This window comes from Nostoc sp. MG11, assembly GCF_014904695.1.
GTDB lineage: Bacteria > Cyanobacteriota > Cyanobacteriia > Cyanobacteriales > Nostocaceae > Komarekiella.
The window spans coordinates 312,579-337,762 of record NZ_JACXXN010000001.1; the positions used below are offsets into that span (position 1 = coordinate 312,579).

General features: G+C 44.0%; 16 protein-coding genes. 8 read left to right on the plus strand and 8 right to left on the minus strand.

Annotated features, from left to right (window positions below):
• Positions 1–73: 73 nt before the first annotated feature.
• Positions 74–841, plus strand: coding sequence for a hypothetical protein (locus HCR01_RS01410; protein ID WP_226889022.1), 768 nt, complete (start codon positions 74–76; stop codon positions 839–841).
• Between the two features lie 45 nt (positions 842–886).
• Here the strand turns inward: HCR01_RS01410 and HCR01_RS01415 are convergent, their stop codons facing one another.
• The 3 genes from HCR01_RS01415 to HCR01_RS01425 form a co-directional block, all read right to left on the minus strand.
• Positions 887–5,995: an eIF2A-related protein gene (locus HCR01_RS01415; RefSeq protein WP_193193800.1), complete on the minus strand. Its 5,109-nt coding sequence runs from the start codon at positions 5,993–5,995 to the stop codon at positions 887–889.
• Positions 5,965–7,302 (minus strand): P-loop NTPase fold protein, encoded by a 1,338-nt coding sequence (locus HCR01_RS01420; RefSeq protein ID WP_193193803.1) that lies wholly within the window; start codon positions 7,300–7,302, stop codon positions 5,965–5,967. Before HCR01_RS01420 ends, HCR01_RS01415 begins: the two co-directional genes overlap by 31 nt.
• A gap of 383 nt (positions 7,303–7,685) precedes the next feature.
• Complete coding sequence (locus HCR01_RS01425) at positions 7,686–7,847, minus strand: hypothetical protein (protein ID WP_193193805.1); 162 nt, start codon at positions 7,845–7,847, stop codon at positions 7,686–7,688.
• 129 nt (positions 7,848–7,976) lie between these two features.
• Between HCR01_RS01425 and HCR01_RS01430 the strand changes: the two genes are divergently transcribed.
• The gene (locus tag HCR01_RS01430; RefSeq protein WP_226889024.1) at positions 7,977–8,525 is read left to right on the plus strand and encodes a class I SAM-dependent methyltransferase; all 549 of its coding nucleotides are present in this window, start codon (positions 7,977–7,979) and stop codon (positions 8,523–8,525) included.
• Positions 8,526–8,649: 124 nt separating this feature from the next.
• Positions 8,650–10,164, plus strand: coding sequence for a C-3',4' desaturase CrtD (crtD, locus tag HCR01_RS01435; RefSeq protein ID WP_193193810.1), 1,515 nt, complete (start codon positions 8,650–8,652; stop codon positions 10,162–10,164).
• A 187-nt stretch (positions 10,165–10,351) separates the two neighbouring features.
• Here crtD and HCR01_RS01440 read toward each other — a convergent pair whose 3' ends face one another.
• On the minus strand, positions 10,352–12,436 hold the full coding sequence (locus tag HCR01_RS01440; RefSeq protein ID WP_193193812.1) for a chromosome segregation ATPase: 2,085 nt from the start codon (positions 12,434–12,436) through the stop codon (positions 10,352–10,354).
• Between the two features lie 155 nt (positions 12,437–12,591).
• Positions 12,592–13,494, minus strand: a complete 903-nt coding sequence (hslO, locus tag HCR01_RS01445) for an Hsp33 family molecular chaperone HslO (RefSeq protein WP_193193814.1) — start codon at positions 13,492–13,494, stop codon at positions 12,592–12,594.
• 717 nt (positions 13,495–14,211) lie between these two features.
• On the opposite strand from hslO, the gene HCR01_RS01450 reads away from it, so the two are divergent.
• Entirely contained in the window at positions 14,212–14,598 is a 387-nt protein-coding gene (locus HCR01_RS01450; protein ID WP_193193816.1) for a hypothetical protein, read from the plus strand.
• Positions 14,599–14,656: 58 nt separating this feature from the next.
• Here HCR01_RS01450 and HCR01_RS01455 read toward each other — a convergent pair whose 3' ends face one another.
• The 3 genes from HCR01_RS01455 to hisD form a co-directional block, all read right to left on the minus strand.
• Positions 14,657–14,815: a hypothetical protein gene (locus tag HCR01_RS01455; protein ID WP_413773911.1), complete on the minus strand. Its 159-nt coding sequence runs from the start codon at positions 14,813–14,815 to the stop codon at positions 14,657–14,659.
• The gene (locus tag HCR01_RS01460; RefSeq protein WP_193193818.1) at positions 14,812–15,255 is read right to left on the minus strand and encodes a universal stress protein; all 444 of its coding nucleotides are present in this window, start codon (positions 15,253–15,255) and stop codon (positions 14,812–14,814) included. Before HCR01_RS01460 ends, HCR01_RS01455 begins: the two co-directional genes overlap by 4 nt.
• 378 nt (positions 15,256–15,633) lie before the next feature.
• Entirely contained in the window at positions 15,634–16,935 is a 1,302-nt protein-coding gene (gene hisD, locus HCR01_RS01465) for a histidinol dehydrogenase (RefSeq protein WP_193193820.1), read from the minus strand.
• A 1,007-nt stretch (positions 16,936–17,942) separates the two neighbouring features.
• Here hisD and rpsT point away from each other — a divergent pair.
• The 4 genes from rpsT (at position 17,943) to HCR01_RS01485 (ending at position 25,147) form a co-directional block, all read left to right on the plus strand.
• A complete protein-coding gene (gene rpsT / locus HCR01_RS01470; RefSeq protein ID WP_193193822.1) occupies positions 17,943–18,236 on the plus strand; it encodes a 30S ribosomal protein S20 in 294 nt (97 codons plus the stop codon).
• Positions 18,237–18,296: 60 nt separating this feature from the next.
• Positions 18,297–19,082 (plus strand): TatD family hydrolase, encoded by a 786-nt coding sequence (locus HCR01_RS01475; protein WP_193194228.1) that lies wholly within the window; start codon positions 18,297–18,299, stop codon positions 19,080–19,082.
• 758 nt (positions 19,083–19,840) lie between these two features.
• Positions 19,841–23,140, plus strand: coding sequence for a DNA-directed RNA polymerase subunit beta (gene rpoB, locus HCR01_RS01480; protein WP_193193824.1), 3,300 nt, complete (start codon positions 19,841–19,843; stop codon positions 23,138–23,140).
• Positions 23,141–23,269: 129 nt separating this feature from the next.
• The gene (locus HCR01_RS01485) at positions 23,270–25,147 is read left to right on the plus strand and encodes a DNA-directed RNA polymerase subunit gamma (protein ID WP_193193826.1); all 1,878 of its coding nucleotides are present in this window, start codon (positions 23,270–23,272) and stop codon (positions 25,145–25,147) included.
• Positions 25,148–25,184: the final 37 nt, after the last annotated feature.

Consider the following 25,184-nt stretch of genomic DNA (forward strand, 5'->3'; position numbering starts at 1 on the left):
CAAGACAACCAACTGGGTATTAGAGGGGGCGTTCACGCAGTGTCTCTGTAAGAGAATCGCTACCTTCCCACTGATGTACCATTATCGGATTATTCCGTTCTTTGGGCAACGTGCGGATGTAGATAGGTCGCGTCTAAAAGGTTATGTGGAGTACTGGGGCAATAGTGAGAACGCCGGGAATTATGTGTTAGATAGAGCGATCGCCAACTATGAGTTGGTTCTGTTCCTAGAGTACATACCGTATGTTCTGGAAACATGGTTGCGGGAAAACCCCAACAAACTTCAGAAACCCCTGGATGACTTACGCACGACGATTACCTTTTTGAGGGCGAAAGGAATCATCCACTTCGACGCACATTTTCGTAACATCCTCACCGACGGCGAACGGACATATTTGACCGATTTTGGTTTGGTGCTTGACAAGAGTTTTACGTTGACTAAAGATGAAGAGTCTTTCTTTAAGCAGAACACATTTTACGACTATGGAGAAGTCCTGCGGAATCTCGGTCATCTTATTAGCTGGTCGTATGATTTATGTTCGGAGAAGGATAAACGCAGGATTATGGAAAAATATGGCATAAAAGAAGGCTTAAAACCTTATGAAATACGGTTTATATTACTCGACAACATCGAGCAGATACATGCTGATGGGGTGATGAAGTTAGATGAGTTCTATGTTGACAGTATCGTCAAATACCGCAGCATCATTGCACTGATGCAAGACTTCTTTTCTGAGATGTGGGGAAATAACAAGAAGGACACGAAACTTCCTCATGCAAGACTACGGCTGCTGCTCAAAGATACGGGGTTTCTTCCTAGCGCTAGATCCTACAGCGGATAGTTGCCCTATTTTCAAGTCTTCCAAGCTCTTTAGCTTCCGAATCTATTATCTGCTTGGGCATAACGCGCGATCGCTTTTTGTCACCTTTGGATTTGTCTGCAAATATTCTTGTAATAAATTACAACCTCGTGCTAGTAAATTTCCTAGCTTGAGATCTGCCAAATTCTGGAAAATCACCGTACCTTTGCCACTACCCACGGCTAAAGTTTTGCCATCATGGCTAAAACTGACACTAGTTAACTCACCTTTATCACCTTTCAAAGCAATCAGTAACGTCCCTTGGCGGTTCCAAAGCTTCACTTTGTCATCACTGCTAGCGACCAAAGTCTTACCATCAGGGCTGAAACTGACACCGATAAAACTATCACCATCGCCCGCGAGATTGCTTAACAGTTGACCGTCCCGACGCCAGAGTTTCACCAGGCTATCAGTACTAACTGAGGCAATAGTTTGACTATCAGGCGACCATGCTACCCCATTAACCCGACGGCTATGACCAGTTAAAGTATGTAGAAGTTTACCTTCACGATTCCACAGCTTAACTGTTTTGTCATCGCTAGCTGATGCTAGCAACTTGCCATCAGGGCTGAAGCTTACCCAATTCACTGCATCTTTATGAGCTTGCAAGGTATTGAGCAGTTTACCGTTTTGGTTCCAAAGCTTGACTGTTTTATCTTTACTAGCTGAGGCAATGGTCTGACCATCAGGCGACCATGCTACACCCAAGACCGCATCATTATGACTTTTGAGAGTATTGAGTAGTTTACCTTTTTGGTTCCAAAGCTTGACTGTTTTATCTTTGCTAGCCGAAGCGGCGATCGCCTGACCATTAGGGCTAAAACTAACGCCCCAAACTTCACCCTGATGACCCTTTAAGGTGTTGAGCAGTTTACCGTTGCGATTCCAAAGTTTTACCGTTTTGTCTCGACTTGCTGCGGCTAAGATGCGATCGTCAGGACTAAAACTGATGCTAGTTACCCAATCATCATTATTAGCTCTTGGTCGCAGTAACACATCGTCCCAACGCCAGAGTTTAATAGTTTTGTCTCGACCGGCAGAAGCCAGAGTGTAACCATCAGGGCTAAAACTGACGCTATTAACCCAATTATTATGTCCCCGCAGAGTTCCTTGCAGCACACCCTCAGAACTCCAGAGTTTGAGTGTTTCGTCGGTACTTGCTGAAGCGATCGTATTACCATCGCGGCTAAAAGCCACACTGGTGACACCAGCACTGTGTCCCGACAAAGTTCTCAATAGCTTACCTTCTAGATTCCACAATTTGATAGTTTGATCCAAACTAGCGGAAGCAATTGTTTTACCATCAGGTGACCACGCTACACCTTTAACTGCATCGTCGTGTCCTTGTAAGGTTTTAAGCAATTTACCATCCCGACTCCACAGTTTTACCGTTTTGTCGGTACTCCCCGAAGCAATAATTTGACCATCAGGCGACCAAGCTACACCCAATACTGCATAACCATGATCCTGTAGGGTTTTGAGCAATTTACCGTCTTGACTCCACAGTTTCACCGTCTTGTCAGTACTCGCCGAAGCAATAATCTGACCATCAGGGCTGAAACTGACACTATTCACTACAGCCTCATGCCCTGGTAAGGTTTTGAGTACTTGACCTTCTCGACTCCAAAGTTTCACCGTTTTGTCTTGACTAGCAGAAGCAATGATTTGACCATCAGGGCTGAAACTGACGCTGTTAACTACATCTTCATGACCCGTTAACGTTTTGACTAAACTACCATCAAGACGCCAGAGTTTAATTGTACTATCGGCACTGGCCGAGGCAATTAAAGAGCGATCGGGGCTGAATGTGGCGCTATTCACTCCAGACACATGTCCCTCTAAGCGGTTATACTCTCTCACCGCATAAACTGACTGGTATAAAGCCGTTTGTACCTGTTCTCTTGTATAAGAATCTACCCAGACTGTATGTTGCAGTTTTCTCCCTGCTTTTAAAGCTTCCTTTAAGCTATCGACACCTTTTTGTGACGCAAAAAGGGCTTCGCTAGATGCGCTGAGGGTTTTAATCTCGCTATCTACTGCTGTGACTATGGAAACACTTAACCCCAATATGGCTAGGACGGAAGCAGTTAAGGCGATTTTTAAAGAACGATTTAATTGAACTTCACTGAGTCTTTGTTTCTCTTGACTTTCAGCTAGTTGAGTTGTTAATTCTTTTTCTTTTAATTCGGCTCGCAATTGCTCAATTTCTAACTGACTCAATTCTTCTCGCTTGCGTAGCTCCCGTAATTCTGTTAATAAATCTAATCCCTGTTGGGGGTGAGTATCTATTAGTTTAGCTTGCTGCTTTTTTTGTCTGAGTTCACTTTTTAGTCGCTCAATCTCAGATTGACTTTGTTCTACTTTGTAGCGTAACTGATTAAGTTGTACCTGCAAGCTTGATTCTTGTTGTTGCAAGTAACGAATCAAGTCTACTAAATAATCATGAATCAGTTGATAACGTTCGGGAACATCGGGAAAGAGAACCACTAACCCAGAGCGCACTAAAATATCTAATACCAACTCTAATTTACCAGAATCTTCTAACTCTGACAGTTGTGCTGCTAACTCCGCACGAGTTTTAAAAGGTCGTTGGTTGCTTTCATCTGTTAATAAGTACAAAACGAGTAAAGCGGCCCGTTCATTTTCTGGGCCGCAGTCTCTAATAAGTTCTTTAATATATCGCTCAATTAGTTTGTTGGGTCTATATGGCTGATATTCTTCTAACTTGGTAATTCGCTCATCTTGGATTTGCGCTCCGACGACTTGTAATTCAATGGGGCGGACTTCGCCAAATTCTGTAGATAAATCCTCAACCAAAGCATCAATTAAAGCAGGCTCTAAATTAAACTGAGAACGCTCTGTTAACTTGCGAATAATGACTTTAGCATATTCTGGCGAAAAATTATTTAGCTGATAACGGATATGTTTATCGAGAATATTATTATTAATTGCTTCCAGTGCCGAGAGATGTTTAAACTCTAACAAACGATGTAAATAATCTTCTCGCAAGGAGAGGATAACTTTAACAAAAGGTATTTTAAGGCAGTAACTAATAAATCTATCAAATTCCTGTTTTTGATTGCGATCGCTATAACCAAAGAAAAATTCTTCAAACTGGTCAAAAATCAAAACTGTGATCAGATGGTCATCAGCGTTTTCGCGTAATTGCTGCAAAATATTAGCGATCGCAACGCACACAGTTGAGTCTGGTAAAGCTGGCGATTCAATGACTGCTTCTCCTTTGATGTGAGTCATCGCCTCACTTAAAGATTTCCCTAATTCCTGTACCCAATTGGTATAAACTTGCAGTACAACAGGCACGGCTATTTGATCACCAATTGCGCGATTTTGCAATGCTGGAACTAAGCCCGCAGTCACAGTAGAACTCTTACCTACTCCCGACTGACCATGAATCACCGTCAGCTTTTGATCAGCACGGCTAATTCTGCCAATTAAGTTATTAATATCTCGCTCACGACCAGAAGCGGCAATTTCTAAGGCAAGGCTGCTATTCCCAGAAGATGACATCAATGCTGGATTTGTCGCCTGTCTTTGAGGTTGCAAACGACCTGCACCAATGAAAGCCCGAAAACCATATTGCTGCTCAACAGAACGTCGTTTTTGTCGAATGCAATAAGCTTCTAAATACCGACCTTCTTCAAAATAAAGCGATCGCAACCTCCGCAATAGTCGAATATAACGATGGGCATCGTATTGAGGTGCGCTACTTTCTAAAGCTTCTGGAAGTTCTTTTGTCGCTTTTTCCAGATATTCACCAGCGACTTCTTGCTCACCTAAATTTCGCTGTGCCTTCGCTAAAACTAAATAATAAATTTGCCCCAAAAGCAATGGGAATAAGCAGTTATAAGGATCACTATGCTTTTGTGACTCAGCTAATTTCAATAGTGATACATGTGCCAATATACTCGCCTGTCCCCACCGTGACTGCTGCACAGCCACCTGTGCAAGTAAACCGTAGTCACAAGCAAGTTGGATTTGACTACCGTAAGTTTGATGCAACTCCAGAGACTTTTGGGCAACAGTTTGCAATTCTTCCCACTCTTGCAGATGTTGCAAAACTTCAGCGAGTTGACCAATAAACTCAGCAACTATATCTGGACGCCCAGCCACCTGCAAAATATCTAAGCATTGCTGAAAATAAGATTTAGCATCAGACCAATAGCGGCGGTTTTCTGCCTGATTTTGCTCTGCTAAGCGGCAATAACATAGCCCAATATAAAAGAGTAACACTCCCTGTCGCAGCAGATGGGAAGATGAGGGAGCAGGGGGAGCAGGGGGAGCAGGGGAGGAAAATACTCTCTCATTCTCCTTATTCCCATGATTTGCGTCTCCTACTTTCTCCGCCTCCTGCTGCCAAAACTGCAAGCTTTGCTGAAAATGGCTTAAAGCCGTATCGATTCGGTCACTAACATAATCATCTAGACCGAAAACAAATTCTAAACTAGCGTGTAATTCTGGCTCTAGGCTGATACCACGATTTTGTAACTCTCTAATGGCAAAGTGGAGTTCATAGCTATGTTCCCAAGCTTGCTCCAAAGTAGAATAATGGTCTGCAACTTTAGATTCTTGGTGTTTTGCAGGATCACTGTGCAAAACTGTGGCGAACAAAGAGTCAGTTTCTTGTTGCAGAAATTGCAGCAACTCCGAGGTGGTCATTTCAAACCGAATCGGTGTAGCCGCCCAACTAGCAAAATCTGGTGCTAAACGTACTACCTTTTGCAATACTTCGTCATTCACCCACAAAATCATCGGAAATGGGTGACGTTTGCGAAATTCATCGCGGATATGATTGATTGACCTCAGTAAGTCATCAATTCCATCTACTGAATCTAAACCCAAAACCATCAATGCCGATGGCTGCTGCTCTGTAAGTTGTAAATGGATAGCTGTGTAAAGACTTCTGACATTGTGGGGCAGGACTACCTTTTGAATCTGGTACGCTCCTAAAGAAAGTTCATCGAATCGTTGCAACACGCTCTCTTGTAAGACTTTATAGTTACAGCACACCAAAACTACGGAGAATTGACCGCTAGAAAGAGCAACAGCCCTTCCCAAACTCCGTAAAGCACGCTCGTTAGTTGCTTTTACATCAGCTTGTGGGTGTCGTTCAACCATGATTTAAATTTTTGCGTCTCTGCTAAAACTGGGTTGACGGCAAACCAAGCGCCTCGATGATCGCGGTATTCAAATACAAACAGGCTTCGCAATAGGGTGTGATATGCTATGTCACCACCGACCCTTTGCTGTTGTACCACCTGAAAGATTAATTCCCATTCATGGGGATCAAGGGCGTTAGCTCGGTAATCTCGCTGCCTTTGAATCACCAGTTCAACGCAGTCCCGCTCAAAGGGTGGGTCTTGTTCTCGCAGACAATCAAACAGCAATCCTAGCAAGTCGCGCACATGACCACCGCTAATCAGGCACAACCGATCTAAGGTTTCGAGACTATCAAACACCTGTGTTATTAAGCTTAACCGATCGCTAGGTGGAATGTCTGGGAAGGCTCTAGCTAGCACCATTTGTCGCATCATTGCCAGCCCTTGGGAGAAAATCTCCCCAGAGCGTAAACGTACTGGGATCATTGGCAATACTTTCGGCGCTACGCCACCACCTAAGCGATGTTGGAGTTCAGCGCTGTCGTTGGAGAAAATGAGGGCTAGGGGAATAGTGTAGACTACATGACAATGCAATTTACGTAGCTGCTCACCCCGCTCAATAAATAAATATTCTGGCAGCGATCGCCCAGATGGTAAAGGTCGAATTGCTACCCGATCTAAATTATCAACAATTACCACTAATCCTTGTTTGCCTAAAGCTTTTAATTCTTTGTTGGCATGTTCTAGCAATTCTTTATTAATTGAGTGCAAAATATTTGCCGTTCGCGGTTCTAGGTAGTCTCTTAACCGCCGTCTTAACTGTGGGCTTTCTTTGGTTTTAGCTGTAATTTTGGCAATCCCAACAGACAACTCTGCTTCTACGCCAAGCTCAATTGGCGTTTGCAGAAAATCTCTAATTTCAGCAAACAACTTGGTAAAATATTTCGGCTTTAAACCGATTTTCATCGCTTCTAGGCTTTCACTCACCTGACCCGCGATCGCTAATAAAATATCAGTCACATCCACATCCGCCATTTCAAGGACATGGGTAGACTCAAAGTAAATTACATGAAATTTTTGCTCCTCTAACTCAGCTTTGAGTCGCAATAGTTCTGTTGATTTTCCACAACCGAGATGCCCTGTAAAGAGCTGACAAGTAGGTGCATCTGGCGATATTTTGGTAATCGTGCGCTGCAAAGCTTCAATGATTTTGCCACCCCGCACCGCAGCAAAATCGATATAGTATCGGCGATCGCGCAGATTTCCCATCATTAGTGGTCTGCTCGGATTGCAAGCCTGATAAAATCTTTCTAAATCTAGGAGCATAACTAATCGACTCCAGTTATGGAACGGTGGAGATTACAAAATCTACTAACTATATTTACTTTTGGTAATTTATGCTTTACTGTAATACATCTCACTCCAATTACAAACTAAAATAACAGCATTCTGGATGGTTCTGCATATATGTGAGCTATCCGGTAATGCTTTCATTTATTAATTAATAAGTACAAATACTCCTAAAAGCGCGAATTAAAAAATCGCTCACAGAGAAAAATGTATTTCTATAAATTGTAAAAATATTAAGCTAAGAAAAAGGTACTATTGAGTACAATTTTGATGTGTCCTTGAATATTGAATTATTTTCAGTGCTCATCATCAAAACCTCAACTTATCATCAGCTTCAGTTCTAAAGATAGGCATACAAATCAACGCGATCGCATTTCCTGATACACTAAACGAAAAATATTTGTAGCTGATGGTAAGTAACTAATTACCGTTGTAGTATTTGAGTTAACAAAAAATGTAAATAGCCGTTTTTTTAAGGCGATCGCGTGGTTATGATAATTAATAAAAATTTTGTCCTTCATTCTCTTGAATAGCTTTTTCACAAATGAGTTCCTTCGTATAAGTGTGGTGAGAACTCAATACCAGATAGCATAGAGGCATCACGGTACGGAGGTGATTAACAACTGATGAGCATTGTAGACAGTATTTTCATGCGTATGTTCGGTCGCCCTAAAGGTATGCTAGGCAGGTTTGGTGGCATTATCATGGCACGCATGAATCAAGCGTTCACCTACTGGGTCATCGACCTGCTCGACATTCAGCCGAACGACAAAGTGCTGGAAGTTGGATTTGGCTCTGGAGTAGGCATTCAACGTCTGTCCAAGCTGGCATCAGCAGGATATATCGCAGGTATTGATTACTCTCAAGAAATGGTCGAGCAAGCTACAACTCGGAACATGGCAGAGATTAAGGCTGGTCTAGTCGATTTACGGCAAGGTTCGGTGGAAAGTTTGCCGTTTGAAGACAATACATTCGATAAAGCGCTGGCGGTTAACTCCATGCAAGTCTGGCCAGATGCCCTAGTTGGGCTGCGGGAAGTGCGGCGAGTTATGAAGGTTGGTGGCAGAATAGCGCTTGGTTTTACTTCTTATTCAGGGCAGTCGAGTACCGGCTTGACTCAAATACTTACGACTGCTGGCTTCACTCAAGCGCGCTTAGTGGAGACAGATCGCGGTTTTTGTGTATTGGCGATGGCGTAACCGCCCGCTGGAGGCGATGCCTACGGCGGTAAATTACGCACCATAAGCAAGGATAAAAGACGAAGGTTTAGCGATCATGTAAAATTATAAATAGAAATATTAAGAATTATAAAATTAAGTATCAATGTCCAGTCTCTCTGTTGACAAAAGTAAATCCCGCGTCATTGTTATCGGTGCGGGAATTGGTGGGCTGACTGCTGGAGCATTATTAGCCCATAGAGGTTACAGCGTCTTAATTTTGGATCAAGCCCTTGTGCCTGGAGGCTGTGCCTCTACATTTAAACGTCAGGGATTTACCTTTGATGTGGGAGCAACTCAGGTAGCGGGGTTAGAACCAGGAGGGATTCATCACCGCATTTTCTCAGAATTGGCAATAGATTTACCCGAAGCGACACCTTGTGATCCTGCTTGTGCAGTTTATTTGCCTGGTGAGGTGACACCAATTAACGTCTGGCGCGATCCAAAAAAATGGCAAGCAGAAAGACAAAGGCAGTTTCCTGGTAGCGAACCTTTTTGGCAATTGATGGCAACTTTGTTTGCAGCTAGCTGGGAATTTCAAGGACGCGATCCGGTGCTACCGCCGCGTAACTTGTGGGACTTATGGCAGCTGACTCAGGCAGTACGTCCCAGTACATTAATTACTGTACCATTCACCTTATTTACAGTAGGAGATGCTTTACGGTTGTATGGGCTAGGAAATGACCGACGACTGAGAACATTCTTAGATTTGCAACTCAAGCTGTATTCTCAGGTCAATGCCGACGAAACAGCCTTACTTTATGCCGCCACAGCGTTGAGTGTATCCCAACTACCCCAAGGGTTGTTTCATCTCCAGGGTAGTATGCAGGTATTAAGCGATCGCTTAGTGGAAGCCTTAGAAAGAGATGGTGGCAAATTATTAATGCGCCACACAGTAGAACAAATCAAAGTAGAAAATGGTAAAGCCACCGCTGTCGTTATCAGAAATCAGAAAACTGGCGAGGTGTGGACAGAAGCTACCGACCATGTAGTTGCCAACGTCGCCGTGCAAAATCTGGTGCAGTTGTTAGGAGAACAAGCTCCATCTGGATATAAACACCGAGTAGAAAAACTACCCCAAGCATCAGGGGCATTTGTAGTCTATTTAGGTGTAGATACCAGTGCCATTCCGCCTGAGTGCCCTCCCCATCTACAATTCATGTATGATGCCAATGGCCCCATCGGCGAAAATAATTCCTTATTTGTTTCCGTTAGCCATCCTGGAGATGGTCGCGCCCCAGATGGAAAAGCGACAATTATTGCTTCTTCATTTGTCGATCCTACATCGTGGTGGCTTACTGACAATTATCCATTACTCAAACAAAAGTATACAGAAGAGGCGATCGCTCGCCTTGCCCAATACTTTTATTTGAAACCGGAAACTATTATCCATCAAGAAGCTGCAACGCCCCGTACCTTTGCTCATTACACAGCACGCGATCGCGGTATAGTCGGTGGCATTGGTCAAAGGATACCCACCTTTGGCCCTTTTGGTTTTGCCAATCGTACACCCATTAATCATCTGTGGTTAGTCGGTGACTCCACACATCCCGGCGAAGGTACTGCTGGGGTAAGTTACTCAGCGCTAACAGTGGTCAGGCAGATTGAAGCGCTAAAGTAGAATCGGATAGCACTGATAAACCCAGAACAAGAAAGCACGGTATACCAATGCTGCAATCTGTCGAGCAGCGCATTGAGCGTGTCATCAATAATCTTCTGCCAGCAACAGCACTGGAGTTAACATTTGTAGAGACGTTGTAATACAACGTCTCCACCGTCTCCACCCATGAATTTAGGTAGATGGCAAATTATTGCCCATTAGGAGTTGTTGGCGTTGATGGCTGAAATTGCTCAGATTCAGGCTGAGGCTCAGGATTGAGAAATTGCCGCCAAGTCTTAATTTGTTCTTGGGCGGTTGCGTAAGCAGCACTACCTCGTGGAACCAACTTAGCAGTCTCAATACCTCTAGCAATATCAGATTGACCTAGGGAGCGTGCTATTTCCAGTAATTGCTGACTCCATTGGTCAATCGCAAAATTCACATCCATGCGTAGGATGCTACTATTTGAAACCCGATCCGCCAGCCGTATTGCCTCAACCAAAGCTTCTGGTGTACCAGCATTTGCCACTTCCTGCGCTCTCTGCCAGTTTTCTTTGGCGCGGATTTGCCCTTGCCAATCATCTATAGCCGCTTGTGCTTCACCAGAAAGCGCCCTTCCCGACGATGCAATTTGTTGAGCTGTGCTAATGGCAGCTGGTAGATTACCACCCTGAGCTAATTCACGCGCTTGATCCAAGTAGGGTTGGTCTTGAATTTGCTGAATCTTCGCCGTCCAATTGCGAATTTTTCTTCGTGCTTCTGGATATAATGCCCGACCTCTACGAACTTGGCTGACTTCAGCGATCGCTGCTTGCAAGGAGTTAATATCCTCGAACACTGCTATCTGTTCGGCCCGTTCTAAGTAGGGCTGGTCTTCAATTGTCTCCACTTGAGCACGCCAACGACTCATCTCTTGCCTAGCTTCTGGCGCACGAGGATTACTAGCGGGGATCATTTGGACTTCCGCGATCGCTGCTGTTAAATCGTTGACTGTTCCTTGGTTAGCCAATATTCGGGCTTTTTCCAGGCGGGCAACATCTTCAATTTCCAACTGCCAGCGAGCGATAAGTTCCTGTGCTTTGTTATACACTGGTCTTGAGGGATCAATTTGTTGTGCTTGCGCGATCGCCGCCTCTAAACCAGAAACATTACCGATCCACGCACTCCTTTGTGCCTCTCCCAAGGCGATAAAGTCATCTATTTCGGCTTGCAGCCCTGTATTTTCAGGAATTTGTCTAACAATATCCAAAGCGTCATCTGCATTCCGCTTATCTAGCTTTGCCTGTGCCAACTCCAGCATCTTACGTCCGAATGCTGGAATGGACTCTTGAGCTTTTTGATAAAAGTAGCTATTTTGCCCAATCGACTCGGCTAGTTTGATAGCTCCTAGCAAATTATCTACGATTTTGGTATTTGCTAGACTTTCGGCTTTTGCTAACTTATCGCCATCTTCTCGCGCCGTGGTAATTATACGATTTAATTGCTCGTACTTAGTACTCGCCCAGTATTTATTATCTACGCGCAATAATTTAGCCGCCAGCATAAACGCTGATTGCCAGCGCCTTTCTTGCAGTTCCTTTTCTGAATCTTGGTAGATGCTTTCTGCCTTCGACCAGACTAACTGCCATTTGGAAACTTGGTCGTCTACTAATTTGTAAGTTGGCAGATCTTCGGGTATCTTGCGGGCAGTAGCGATCGCTTCTTCTAAATTCCCTGCTTGGAAACTCTGGTCGGCTAGCTGTAAAATATCCCGCGACCATTCTTCTAATAAACGATCAATTTCTCCATGCAATGGGTGACTTTCTGGCAGTTGCTTTACAAGGGCGATCGCTTGCAACAAGTCATTTACTGTCTGCTTAGAAGCCGCCAACTGAGCGCAATGTAACCGTACCGACGCACTAGCCAACGGCCAAAAAATGGATGGACAGTTTGGGGCAGATGGCAGCTTCAACAGTATTGCCATCGCCAGGAAACCTATACTGCCAGGAATCAATAAAGTTAGCAGTATAGACCATAATACCCAGCTTTTCATCCAGCGGGGCAATTTTCTAGAACCACCACTGAGTGCAACAGTGTCTTCTGAATGATTATTTATAGGTAATCCTTCTTTATGAGACGCTACGCTAACGGAATTTTTTTCTTTTGGTCGCTTCACTGACTTGGAGGTTGAACCAGCAGCAGGGACACCAAACGCTTGAGTCTCAGCTAATTGATGTGTTTGCGATAATATTGTGTTTTTATCTAGCTCTCTTGCTCTGGATGGAGGCGTATCTGGAATATCCCGCTCTGTCATTTCTCACACCAAAATAATTGAATAGCGATCTGTTTTAAGTTGATAATTCCATTGCTGCCATAGTAACTTTCTCATGCTTAAAAAGCTACTTTTTTAATTATCTTTCTCCACAGATACCATTAACAATTTTACACTTTAGTGCCCTTTTATACTTTTCATTGAAGAGTAGATTCTGCTTGTAAATCAATAATTAATTCAGCTAATTGATCGCTACTTGCCTGGTAAACTCTGCCACAAAAGTCACAAGTTGCCTCAGCACCATCATCTTTAATAATCATGTCTTGCAATTCTGCTTCGCCCAGAATCTTGAGTGCTCCAAGTACGCGATCAAAAGAGCAACCACAGTGGAAGCGCAGCATTTGGCTTTCTGGAAAGATTGACAGACCCATATCTCCCAGTAGATCATCAAAGATTTCGGTCAAAGTCTTTCCGGCTTGCAACAACGGTGTAAATCCAGATAAAGCAGCTACACGTGATTCCAGCGTTGCAACTAGGGCTTCGTCTCTAGCAGCTTTGGGCAACACTTGCACCAGTAACCCTCCAGAAGCCGTAACTCCACCTGCTCCCACGAACACACCTAAAACTATGGCTGAAGGTGTTTGCTCGGAACTTACCAAGTAATGAGCTACATCATCGCCGATTTCACCAGAAACTAGTTCCACCGTACTAGAGTAAGGATAACCATAACCAATATCCCTAACAACGTACAGGTAGCCGCTACCCACTGCACCACCAACGTCTAGCTTACCTTTAGTATTGGGAGGCAATTCCACAGAGGGGTTTGCTACATAACCGCGTACCGTACCATCTAATCCTGCATCTACTAAAATACCACCCAAAGGACCATCGCCCTTGACTCGGACATTGACCCTCGACCCAGTTCGCTTCATATTAGAAGCCATCAACAAGCCTGCTGCCATAGTCCGACCTAATGCTGCTGTTGCCACATAAGAAAGTTTGTGGCGCACTCGTGCTTCTTCTGTTAAGCGTGTAGTGATCACACCTACTGCACGAATCCCATTTTCGGCTGCCGTGGCACGAATTAACTGATCCGCCATGAAAAACCTTACTAATAGTGTCTTACTGAAAGTCCCTTGCTTTTACACATGGGAATGAGATTATTACTTATTATAACAAAACTTAACTTAAATTTATATTTAATCAATGGTTTGTAGTAATAGCATGAAGCAAGTAAACTTAACAACTAACTAATTTAGTGAATACATATCACAAAAGGAATTTAAGCTAAACTTAAGAACTATCCTAATTTTATGTCTTGTCATTACCCACATTTTTGTAACAGTCAAATTTTCGTAAAAACCATAGTCTGCCTACGATTTACATGGCAGGTTCATAGCCAAAGTCACTTTTAACTTGAAATTTTTCACTATTCTCAATGAGCTAACTATTCTGCTTAGAAATAAATTTACGTGCTAATAGTCAAACTTCGCATTTAGTAAACTTGAGCTATGATTCACTCTTCTTTAAAAGACTTTTGCTATTAACATAAAAATTCATTACTGGATGGTTGTCAGTTAAAATAGACTTTAGATATTAGCTTTGTAGTTTGTTTTCAAGCGGGATAGCAACGAAGCAAAAGATTGAAAAAATATGAATAATAATAATTAGTGTATGAGAAGTGTTAGATGTATTAACAAGATTAACTTATTGATTCTCATTTGCTCAAAGAGAAAACAAAATATTGAGGAGTATTTTCTGCTGAGCTTTGCAATACTAAAACAAAAACTCACTCTAACTGAGTAGAATCTTAAAAAATGCTGGGTACTTTTCAACAAAGCCAACTACGGATCGAAATCGAAGCGTCAGCAAATGCAATTCACAACAGTCTGGTGCATTCAAAACAACTAGAAAAATGGCTTGTAGTGCAACGCTTTGCTCCTGGAATGCCAGAAGAATTGCTGCCAGGATTACAATTTACAACCTGGACTGGTCCAGTTGCGATTTGCCATAAAGTGGACGTTCTAAAACCTAACTGCTTGCGCTTACTCCTAAGTGGAGGAATTGATGGGTTTCACGAATGGTACTGGGGAGAAGGTTGGGTACAGTCTCGCCTAGAAGGGGTGTCAATCCTACCTCTGAACTTGGGTCAAACTTTAAGTTTGTTGAGTTTGCGTCAATTTCTGGTAACTCCAGAGCTTTGATCGGCTGGACGTAGAGATAAGGGGGATTTCCTTGTCTCTATGTTTATTCTCAATCAGCCTATAAATCCGTTAGTAGCCTTGCCTTTCTCAAGATAAATGTCAGAACAATGGGAATTAGTTCTCCATTGACCAATTCGTAGCGTGTATCAGTGCCATCATCATAAGCCAGATACTCTTTAAAGGTAAGTCGTTTAGTGACTGCTGGTTTTGTAGTCATGGCATTGCTTGATTCTGATTCGGCTTTACTACCAACACCGAACAATTAGCCTCTTCCACCACTTGACTACTAACAGAACCTAGGACAATTCGTTTCATACCAATTAATCCACGACTGCCAATTATAATTAAGTCAGCCTTATAAATATTGGCAAGACGAATAATTTCGTCAGCAGGATCGCCAGTTACTAGCTCTAATTCACTATTAACTGATATTTGCTCCTGATAGGATTGCAACTGTTTTTCAATATGGAAATAAGAAAGTGTTGGTGATTCTGGATGAGGACGATCAGCAGGTAGTTCCGTCTCCGAATCTGGGTTGTGGAAGACATGACAGAAGATAACTCTAGTGTCTTGTGACAACACCAGACTATCTAAAGTCTGAATTACTCGTTCTGCAATTTCCGAACCGTCCAGAGCTACCAAAATAGTTTTTAGCACCGCTCTCGTCTCCTCAAGAGTAGACTTTCTTATATTTAAGTGCCTGGTAAAGGTTCTTGGCAGATGCTACATCAACCAATTTCCATGTTGGGAACTTAGTTTGTATAGTAGAGCTAGCGCGTTGCTATGGTTTTCCGAGCTAGCATCTGGCGATACCCCTACGAGGAAGTAAGCTACGTGCAGCGTGCCGCAGGCAAGACTCGCTGACGCGACTTTTTTTTGCATTACCACAATTTCTTTGGGAGGCAACCTTCCGCGAATTTCTGGCTAGCTACCACACAGTGGCTCCTCCTGTGAGGCAACTGGTGTCTAAACTTTCAGTGTGGAGCCAACGAGTGAGTTTTGCCAATAGTATAAGAAAAAATTAAGCATTTCAAATCACTCTTCCTGCTGAATTCGACGTCGTACTGAATCGGCGTGAGAAGGTAAGCCTTCGGTTGTTGCTAGTATGTCAATTGCACCAGCAACTTTTTGCAGTGCGGTTTGTGAGTATTGAATAATACTGGAGTGTTTGAGGAAAGTTTCTACTCCCAATGCCGAAGCATAGCGAGCAGCACCAGAAGTTGGCAACGTATGGTTAGGGCCTGCTAAATAGTCTCCTACAGCTTCAGGTGTAGAGTAACCCAAGAAGATAGCTCCAGCGTGGCGAATGTGTGGAATTAGTGCCCAAGGGTCTTTAAGTTCTAACTCCAGGTGTTCGGGAGCAAATTCATTTGAGAATTCTGCGGCTGCTTCTAGGGATTCTACAACGACAATCAAGCCGTAGTGAGCGATCGCTTTTTCTGTATCTATTCGCCGTGGGTGATCCACTAGCTGTCTTTCCACAGCAACTTGCACATTTTTTGCCAAACTAGCATCTGTCGTCAGCAAAATAGCTGCTGCCATCGGGTCATGTTCGGCTTGGGCTAACAAATCAGCGGCGACATGCACCGGATTTGCTGTTTCGTCAGCAATAATCAGCACTTCGCTTGGCCCTGCTAAAGAATCAATTCCTACTGTGCCGTAGACAAGTTTCTTCGCTAAGGTGACATAAATGTTACCTGGCCCAGTGATCACATTCACTTTCGGAATAGTTTCTGTACCATAGGCTAAAGCCGCGATCGCTTGTGCGCCCCCGACGCGATATATTTCTTGCACCCCTGCTTCTTGGGCAGCCACCAAAACTGCTGGGTTAATTGCTTTGCCTGCTCCAGGTGGTGTCACCATGACTACCTGGGGTACACAAGCTACCTTTGCCGGAATTGCATTCATCAGTACCGTACTTGGATAGGCGGCGCGACCACCAGGCACATATAACCCCGCTCGATCTACAGGGGTATAGCGTTTACCCAGCACTACTTCATCATCGCCAAAGTGTACCCAGCTTTTTGGTACTCGCTGACGATGAAACGCTTCAATTTGGCGGCAAGCCAGCCGAATTGCCTCCATCAACTCCTTCGACACCTGTTGATAAGCTGCATCTAACTCTGAGCCTGTAACACGTAGTTCTTCAGGCTTAAGAGTTTGGTTATCAAATTCGGCTGTGTAATGCAATACAGCTTTGTCGCCTTGGCGCTTCACTGCCTGCAACACTTCCCGCACCGTTGCTTCCTTGTGAAGCACCTGTTCGTCATGAGTGCGATCGCAGATACGTTGTAGTTCTGCTCTGACGTCTGCCTGCTGAGTAATGATTCGCAGCATGGAGTAAGGACAATGCCAAAATTATAATATTCCTACTTGAGAATCAGTCTTGCTCTTTACCCACCTGGGATATGGAGCTCACTTTCTTCTCTTCTTTAGCTTAACCCGGATTTTTTTGATACTCCCAAGGCCACCAGCATATAGTTTGCTTGAGAAGGCAACTTAATTGCTCAGTTTGACAAGCCTAGTCGGCTTATCGGCAGGGGTGGGCGTGCCATTCCCACTACCCTTATGTCCTACCCTTCACTCCCTGCGGGGGTAGAGGTAGTGTGTTTGCACATCCAATTCCCAGCTTATGAGAGGTAAGGTCTGAGTATAATTTTTGCTGATTTTTCTACTTTAGTAACTAGCATGTGTACAGACCTGATAATATCGAGTCTTTACATTTAAACCTCTGATTTTAGAAGTTTACAGTTCCTTACCATTAACGATACATCCTCTTTAAGGACGCACTGCATAATCAAGTAGTAGTCAGTTAGGTTCATTATTTATCTGAAGTACTCAATTTTAACGCATTTCCGGGATTGACAACATATCTCAGTATCAAGGTCAATTTTTTTTCTGGTACTCATCTTAGAAGCTGACTTTGATACTCCCCCATAGCTAATACTAAAGAATTGTTAAACAACATAGCCTTCATCTGTGGAAAATTCTTGCTTCAACCGTCCTCTCCAAGATAATTGCTCCTCTCTCTTTTGGATACGTCCATAGGCTGACACGGTTTACCTAACTGCGTTTCAATAATTCATTCCCTTCTCTAGACTTTGTTGCACTTAGCTGAGCAATCTGGTTAATGGAAGTCTAATGTATTCATTTTATTCAGAGCGACTGTGGTTAAAACTGCAAATCACTTATATTCGTATGCCTGAAGTCAGGAGCTTTGGCTGGCTTTTTGGTAAGACTCAAGAGGGGGATTTTTCAAGAAATTCTAACATTGGCAATATGAATGCTATATTAGTAAGTCTAGTAGTGTGTGTACATATTTAATAGTCTTTTTGGAATTGACTGTGGCGAATACAAAATCTGCTCTCAAGCGTGCCGAAATCGCAGAACGCAATCGGCTACGTAATAAAGCTTACAAATCAGCGGTAAAGACGCTGATGAAGAAATATATTGGTGCTGTTGATGTCCATGCAGCTAATCCTACTCCAGAATCAAAAGAAGACGTAGAGTCTCGGCTGTCCGAGGCTTACAGCAAAATTGATAAAGCTGTGAAGCGGGGTGTCCTTCACCCCAACAATGGGGCGAGGAAAAAGTCAAAATTGGCTAATCGACTAAAACCCCTTACACAAGCTGAGTAGTCATTAGTCATTTATCCTTAATGATCATAAGGATAAATGACTAATAACAAAGGATAAATGATGCAGTTGATAGACACCCACGTCCATCTCAACTTTGATGTTTTTGAGCGAGATTTAGCAATAGTACAATCGCGATGGCAAGAATCAGGTGTAGTACGTTTAGTACATTCTTGTGTTCACCCTGACGAGTTTTCTAGCATTCAAGCCATAGCACAGAAATTTCCCGAAGTCAGCTTTGCCGTGGGATTGCATCCTTTAGATGCTGACAAATGGAAGAGCGAGACAGCCGAGAAAATAAAATCTTTGGCTAGTTCTGACTCTCAAGTGGTAGCAATCGGGGAAATGGGGTTGGATTTTTACAAAGCAGATAACTATGAGCAACAGCGCATAGTGTTTGAAGGGCAGTTGGCGATCGCATCAGAACTCGACTTACCAGTAATTATCCACTGCCGGGATGCTGCTGTTGAAGTCAGAGAAGTGTTGCAAAAATGGCATAAACTGCAAGGAAAAAGAATACGAGGCGTGATGCATTGTTGGGGTGGAACGCCGGAAGAAACTCAATGGTTTCTCGATTTAGGGTTATACATCAGCTTTAGCGGTACAGTAACATTCAAAAACGCCAAAGCGATCCAATCCTCAGCTGCTATGGTGAGTAGTGATCGCTTATTAATTGAAACAGACTGCCCTTTTTTAGCTCCAGTTCCCAAACGAGGTGAACGGCGCAATGAACCGGCCTATGTGCTTTATGTAGCGGAGCAAGTAGCCAAACTGCGTGAAGAAACGGTAGAGACGATCGCAACTCAAACCACCCAAAATGCTTGTGAATTGTTCGGTCTATCACTATAAAGTGTAGCTGAGTTCCTGCTATCAGTTGTAGTCAAAAAAAATAAAACTTTAGAAGGACAAAAATATGCTAAGATTATTCACTCCAAAACACTTTGCTTACGGCATAATGATAAAAGAAGGAACTAAGAATTTTTCAGCCTGAATTTCGTGTTGTTACCGACTGTAACATCCTCCTATTCTCTACAAGCTGATGCGCTTCATACAAAACTAATCGTGCTTAACCAGGTTAAGCTAGGCTTTTACACAAGATATGTACATCAGCTTCTGTATGTTTAACCTATAGAAAATCTTTAAACAAAATTGCCTTGTGACTACAACTCAACAAGATGAAGCCATGAATATTCAGAGCCTACAAGGTATAGCTCGCTGCCTCTGGATGAGTATATCACTGAGAGTATAAATGCAAAAGTGTTATTAGAGATACATGTAAAAATGTAGATCTGCGTAGGCTAAATAACGCGCTTTTGGTTTGGAGGGGAAGTGAAGAAAGCAAATCCAACTCAGGGATATCTGGAGTATCTATTGTTATTGAATCAATCTTCTAGCTGGATTTTAGCGATTCTGTACCCTCATCAGGGGCAATAAACCCCTTGTCAAAATCGCTTATTGCGGCTTTAATTGCTGCGTTTGACCACACTTGTAAATGGCAGGTGATGTAAGGAGAAGTTCCCAAACAGGTGCGGACACTGGCTAAGATCGGGAACTGTCAAACAGCAGTGTCCAAAGGAAAGTATAACCAGGTTGACAAAGGTAGAGGCATGACTAACGAAAAATATATGGAACCCGCCTTTTTGTTACCCGACTTGATTGAAATCCAGCGTTCAAGCTTCCGCTGGTTTTTAGAAGAAGGGTTGATAGAAGAACTTAACTCCTTTAGTCCTATTACAGATTACACAGGCAAATTAGAGCTGCATTTTTTGGGTCATAACTACAAACTCAAGGAACCAAAATACAGCGTCGAAGAAGCCAAACGGCGGGATAGCACTTATGCTGTACAAATGTATGTCCCCACACGCTTAATTAACAAAGAAACGGGGGAAATTAAAGAGCAAGAGGTATTTATCGGGGATCTGCCTTTAATGACCGATCGCGGTACGTTTATTATTAACGGAGCCGAGCGGGTAATTGTCAACCAGATAGTGCGATCGCCAGGCGTCTATTACAAATCAGAAATTGACAAAAATGGGCGGCGTACTTATTCAGCTAGCTTAATTCCCAACAGAGGAGCATGGCTGAAATTTGAAACAGACCGTAACGATTTGGTGTGGGTACGCATCGACAAAACCCGCAAACTCTCAGCTCAAGTTCTATTGAAAGCATTAGGGCTATCAGACAACGAAATCTTTGATGCCTTACGCCACCCAGAATATTTCCAAAAAACTATCGAAAAAGAAGGGCAATTCTCTGAAGAAGAAGCCCTAATGGAGTTGTATCGCAAACTGCGTCCTGGTGAACCCCCTACAGTATTAGGTGGACAACAACTCCTAGACTCTCGTTTCTTTGACCCGAAACGTTATGACCTTGGTCGCGTCGGACGTTACAAGCTCAATAAGAAATTACGGCTATCTGTTCCTGATACCATGCGCGTGCTGACTTCCAGCGATATCTTGGCAGCCGTAGATTACCTGATTAACTTAGAATACGATATTGGTAATATCGATGACATTGACCACTTGGGCAACCGCCGAGTGAGAAGTGTGGGCGAGTTGCTACAAAACCAAGTGCGGGTAGGCTTAAATCGCCTAGAGAGAATCATTCGTGAACGGATGACCGTATCGGATGCGGAAGTGTTAACTCCTGCTTCCTTGGTGAACCCCAAACCATTGGTAGCAGCAATTAAAGAATTCTTTGGTTCCAGCCAGTTAAGTCAGTTCATGGATCAAACCAATCCCTTGGCGGAACTGACTCATAAACGCCGACTGAGTGCCCTTGGCCCTGGTGGTTTAACTCGTGAACGCGCTGGATTTGCCGTCCGAGATATCCATCCTAGTCACTACGGACGTATTTGCCCGATTGAGACACCAGAAGGTCCCAACGCTGGTTTGATTGGCTCTTTGGCAACCCATGCACGAGTTAACCAGTACGGCTTCCTTGAAACGCCATTTAGACCTGTAGAAAATGGGCGAGTGCGATTTGACGTACAGCCAGTGTACATGACAGCCGATGAAGAAGACGACCTGCGTACGGCAACAGGTGATATTCCTTTAGATGAAAATGGTTATATCAAAGGGCCACAAGTGCCAGTGCGCTATCGCCAAGACTGGGCGACCACAACACCAGAACAAGTTGACTACGTAGCTGTATCCCCAGTGCAAATTGTATCTGTGGCTACTAGCATGATTCCCTTCTTGGAGCATGATGACGCAAACCGAGCACTGATGGGGTCAAACATGCAACGGCAAGCCGTACCCCTGCTGAAACCAGAGCGTCCTCTTGTGGGTACAGGCTTGGAAGCCCAAGGAGCCAGAGACTCTGGGATGGTGATTGTATCTCGTACGGATGGCGATGTCACCTATGTGGATGCCACAGAAATCCGTGTGCGTCCTAAACCCTCGGCTCCAGAAATTAAGTACTATCTTTCCAAATACCAACGCTCCAACCAAGACACCTGTCTCAATCAGAAACCCCTAGTTCGGATTGGTGAGCGCGTTGTAGCGGGTCAAGTATTAGCTGATGGCTCCTCAACAGAAGGTGGTGAATTAGCGCTGGGACAAAACATCGTCGTCGCTTATATGCCTTGGGAAGGCTACAACTACGAAGATGCGATTTTGATTTCTGAGCGGCTGGTACAGGATGATGTTTACACCTCAATTCACATTGAAAAATATGAAATTGAGGCCAGACAAACAAAACTAGGACCAGAAGAAATTACCAGAGAAATTCCTAACGTCGGCGAAGATGCCCTACGCCAACTGGATGAACAGGGAATTATTCGGATTGGGGCATGGGTAGAAGCTGGGGATATCTTGGTAGGAAAAGTTACCCCTAAGGGTGAATCAGACCAACCGCCAGAAGAAAAATTATTGCGTGCTATTTTCGGTGAAAAAGCGCGGGATGTGCGAGACAATTCCCTGCGAGTACCTAACGGTGAAAAAGGGCGTGTAGTTGACGTACGCTTGTTTACCCGTGAGCAAGGCGATGAATTGCCACCAGGAGCCAATATGGTAGTCCGGGTGTATGTTGCCCAAAAGCGCAAAATCCAAGTGGGCGACAAAATGGCGGGACGTCACGGCAACAAGGGAATTATTTCTCGGATATTGCCAGTAGAAGATATGCCTTATTTACCTGATGGTTCAACAGTAGACATTGTACTTAACCCCTTGGGCGTACCGAGTCGGATGAACGTCGGACAGGTGTTTGAGTGTTTGTTGGGTTGGGCTGGGCATAATTTGGGAGTGCGATTTAAGATTACTCCCTTTGATGAAATGTACGGTGAAGAGTCATCCCGCAGAATTGTACATGGCAAGTTGCAAGAAGCCCGAGACGAAACAGGCAAAACTTGGGTATATAACCCAGATGACTCAGGCAAAATTATGGTGTTTGATGGTCGCACCGGCGAAGCGTTTGACAGACCTGTAACTGTGGGTGTGGCTTACATGCTGAAGCTAGTGCATTTGGTGGATGATAAGATCCACGCTCGTTCTACAGGCCCATACTCACTCGTGACTCAGCAACCCTTGGGTGGTAAAGCACAGCAAGGTGGTCAGCGATTTGGGGAAATGGAAGTGTGGGCATTGGAAGCCTTCGGTGCAGCTTATACCTTACAAGAATTGCTGACAGTCAAATCTGACGATATGCAAGGACGGAATGAAGCGTTAAATGCGATCGTTAAAGGCAAGGCAATTCCGCGACCAGGAACACCAGAATCCTTTAAGGTGCTGATGCGAGAACTGCAATCACTGGGTTTAGACATTGCCGTACACAAGGTAGAGACACAGGCAGACGGTAGTTCTTTAGATGTGGAAGTTGATTTGATGGCAGATCAATCAGCTCGACGCACCCCTCCACGTCCTACCTATGAATCTCTTTCCCGCGAATCGCTGGAAGAAGACGAGTAAATAATTCGTAATTGATAATTCGTAATTCGTAATTAATTCTTCAATTACGAATTACGAATTAGAAATTGTTAATTACGAATTAGAAATTGTTAATTACGAATTACGAATTACGAATTACGAATTAAAAAGATGAGACCAGCCCAAACTAATCAGTTTGACTACGTAAAAATCGGTTTGGCATCACCAGAACGAATTCGGCAGTGGGGCGAGCGAACACTGCCGAATGGTCAGCTAGTAGGTGAAGTCACTAAGCCAGAAACGATTAATTACCGAACTCTGAAGCCGGAAATGGACGGCTTATTCTGCGAACGCATCTTTGGTCCTGCCAAAGATTGGGAATGCCACTGTGGTAAATATAAAAGAGTCCGTCACAGAGGTATTGTCTGTGAGCGTTGTGGGGTAGAAGTTACCGAGTCACGCGTGCGTCGCCACCGCATGGGCTATATTAAACTCGCCGCACCAGTAGCTCATGTCTGGTATCTCAAAGGTATTCCTAGCTATATATCCATCCTGTTAGACATGCCTTTGCGGGATGTTGAGCAGATTGTCTATTTCAACTCTTATGTTGTCCTGAGTCCAGGGAATGCCGAAACCTTAACTTACAAACAGCTATTGAGTGAAGACCAGTGGTTGGAAATTGAAGACCAAATTTATAGCGAAGATTCTCAGCTACAAGGTGTAGAGGTAGGTATTGGTGCCGAGGCGCTGCTGCGTTTACTTGCTGATATCAATTTAGAGCAAGAAGCTGAAAGCTTACGCGAAGAAATTGGCAACGCCAAGGGACAAAAGCGGGCCAAGCTAATTAAGCGACTACGGGTGATTGACAACTTCATCGCTACTGGTTCTAAGCCAGAGTGGATGGTAATGGCAGTTATCCCCGTAATCCCTCCAGATTTGCGCCCAATGGTGCAGCTAGATGGCGGTCGGTTTGCTACCAGTGATTTGAATGATCTATATCGGCGGGTGATTAATCGCAATAATCGTCTGGCACGCTTACAAGAGATTTTGGCACCAGAGATTATTGTGCGGAACGAAAAGCGGATGCTGCAAGAAGCAGTGGATGCTTTGATTGACAATGGTCGCCGAGGACGCACGGTAGTAGGAGCAAATAACCGTCCCCTGAAATCTTTGTCTGACATTATTGAGGGTAAGCAAGGACGTTTCCGACAAAACTTGTTGGGTAAACGCGTTGACTACTCTGGGCGTTCTGTAATTGTGGTCGGGCCAAAGCTGAAGATTCACCAATGCGGTTTACCTAGGGAAATGGCAATTGAGCTATTTCAACCGTTTGTGATCAATCGCTTGATTCGCAGTGGCATGGTGAATAACATCAAAGCTGCGAAAAAACTGATATCTCGTAATGACTCTAGTGTCTGGGATGTGCTGGAAGAAGTGATTGAAGGACACCCAGTACTGCTCAACCGAGCACCGACGCTGCACCGATTGGGTATTCAGTCTTTTGAGCCGATTTTGGTGGAAGGTAGAGCAATTCAACTGCATCCTCTGGTTTGTCCGGCGTTTAACGCCGACTTTGACGGAGACCAAATGGCAGTGCATGTCCCTCTGTCGTTGGAAAGTCAGGCTGAGGCGCGGTTGTTAATGCTGGCTTCTAACAATATTTTGTCACCAGCTACGGGTAAACCCATCATTACGCCTAGCCAAGACATGGTACTGGGAGCATATTACTTAACAGCAGAGAATCCCAATGCCAACAAAGGTGCAGGAAAGTACTTTTCTTCGCTAGATGATGTAATCATGGCTTTCCAGCAAGAGCAAATTGATTTGCACGCCTATATCTATGTACGATTTGACGGCGAACTAGAATCAGACCAACCAGATACAGAACCCCTAGAAGTAACAGAAAACGGCGATGGTAGCCGGACGTTGCTGTACAAGTTCCGCCGAGTCAGAGAAGACGGTGAGGGAAATCTGCTTTCTCAATATATATACACAACGCCTGGTCGCGTTATTTACAACAAGGCAATTCAAGAAGCACTAGCAAGTTAGTGACGAGTGCTGAGTCAAAAAACCACTCAGCACTTCA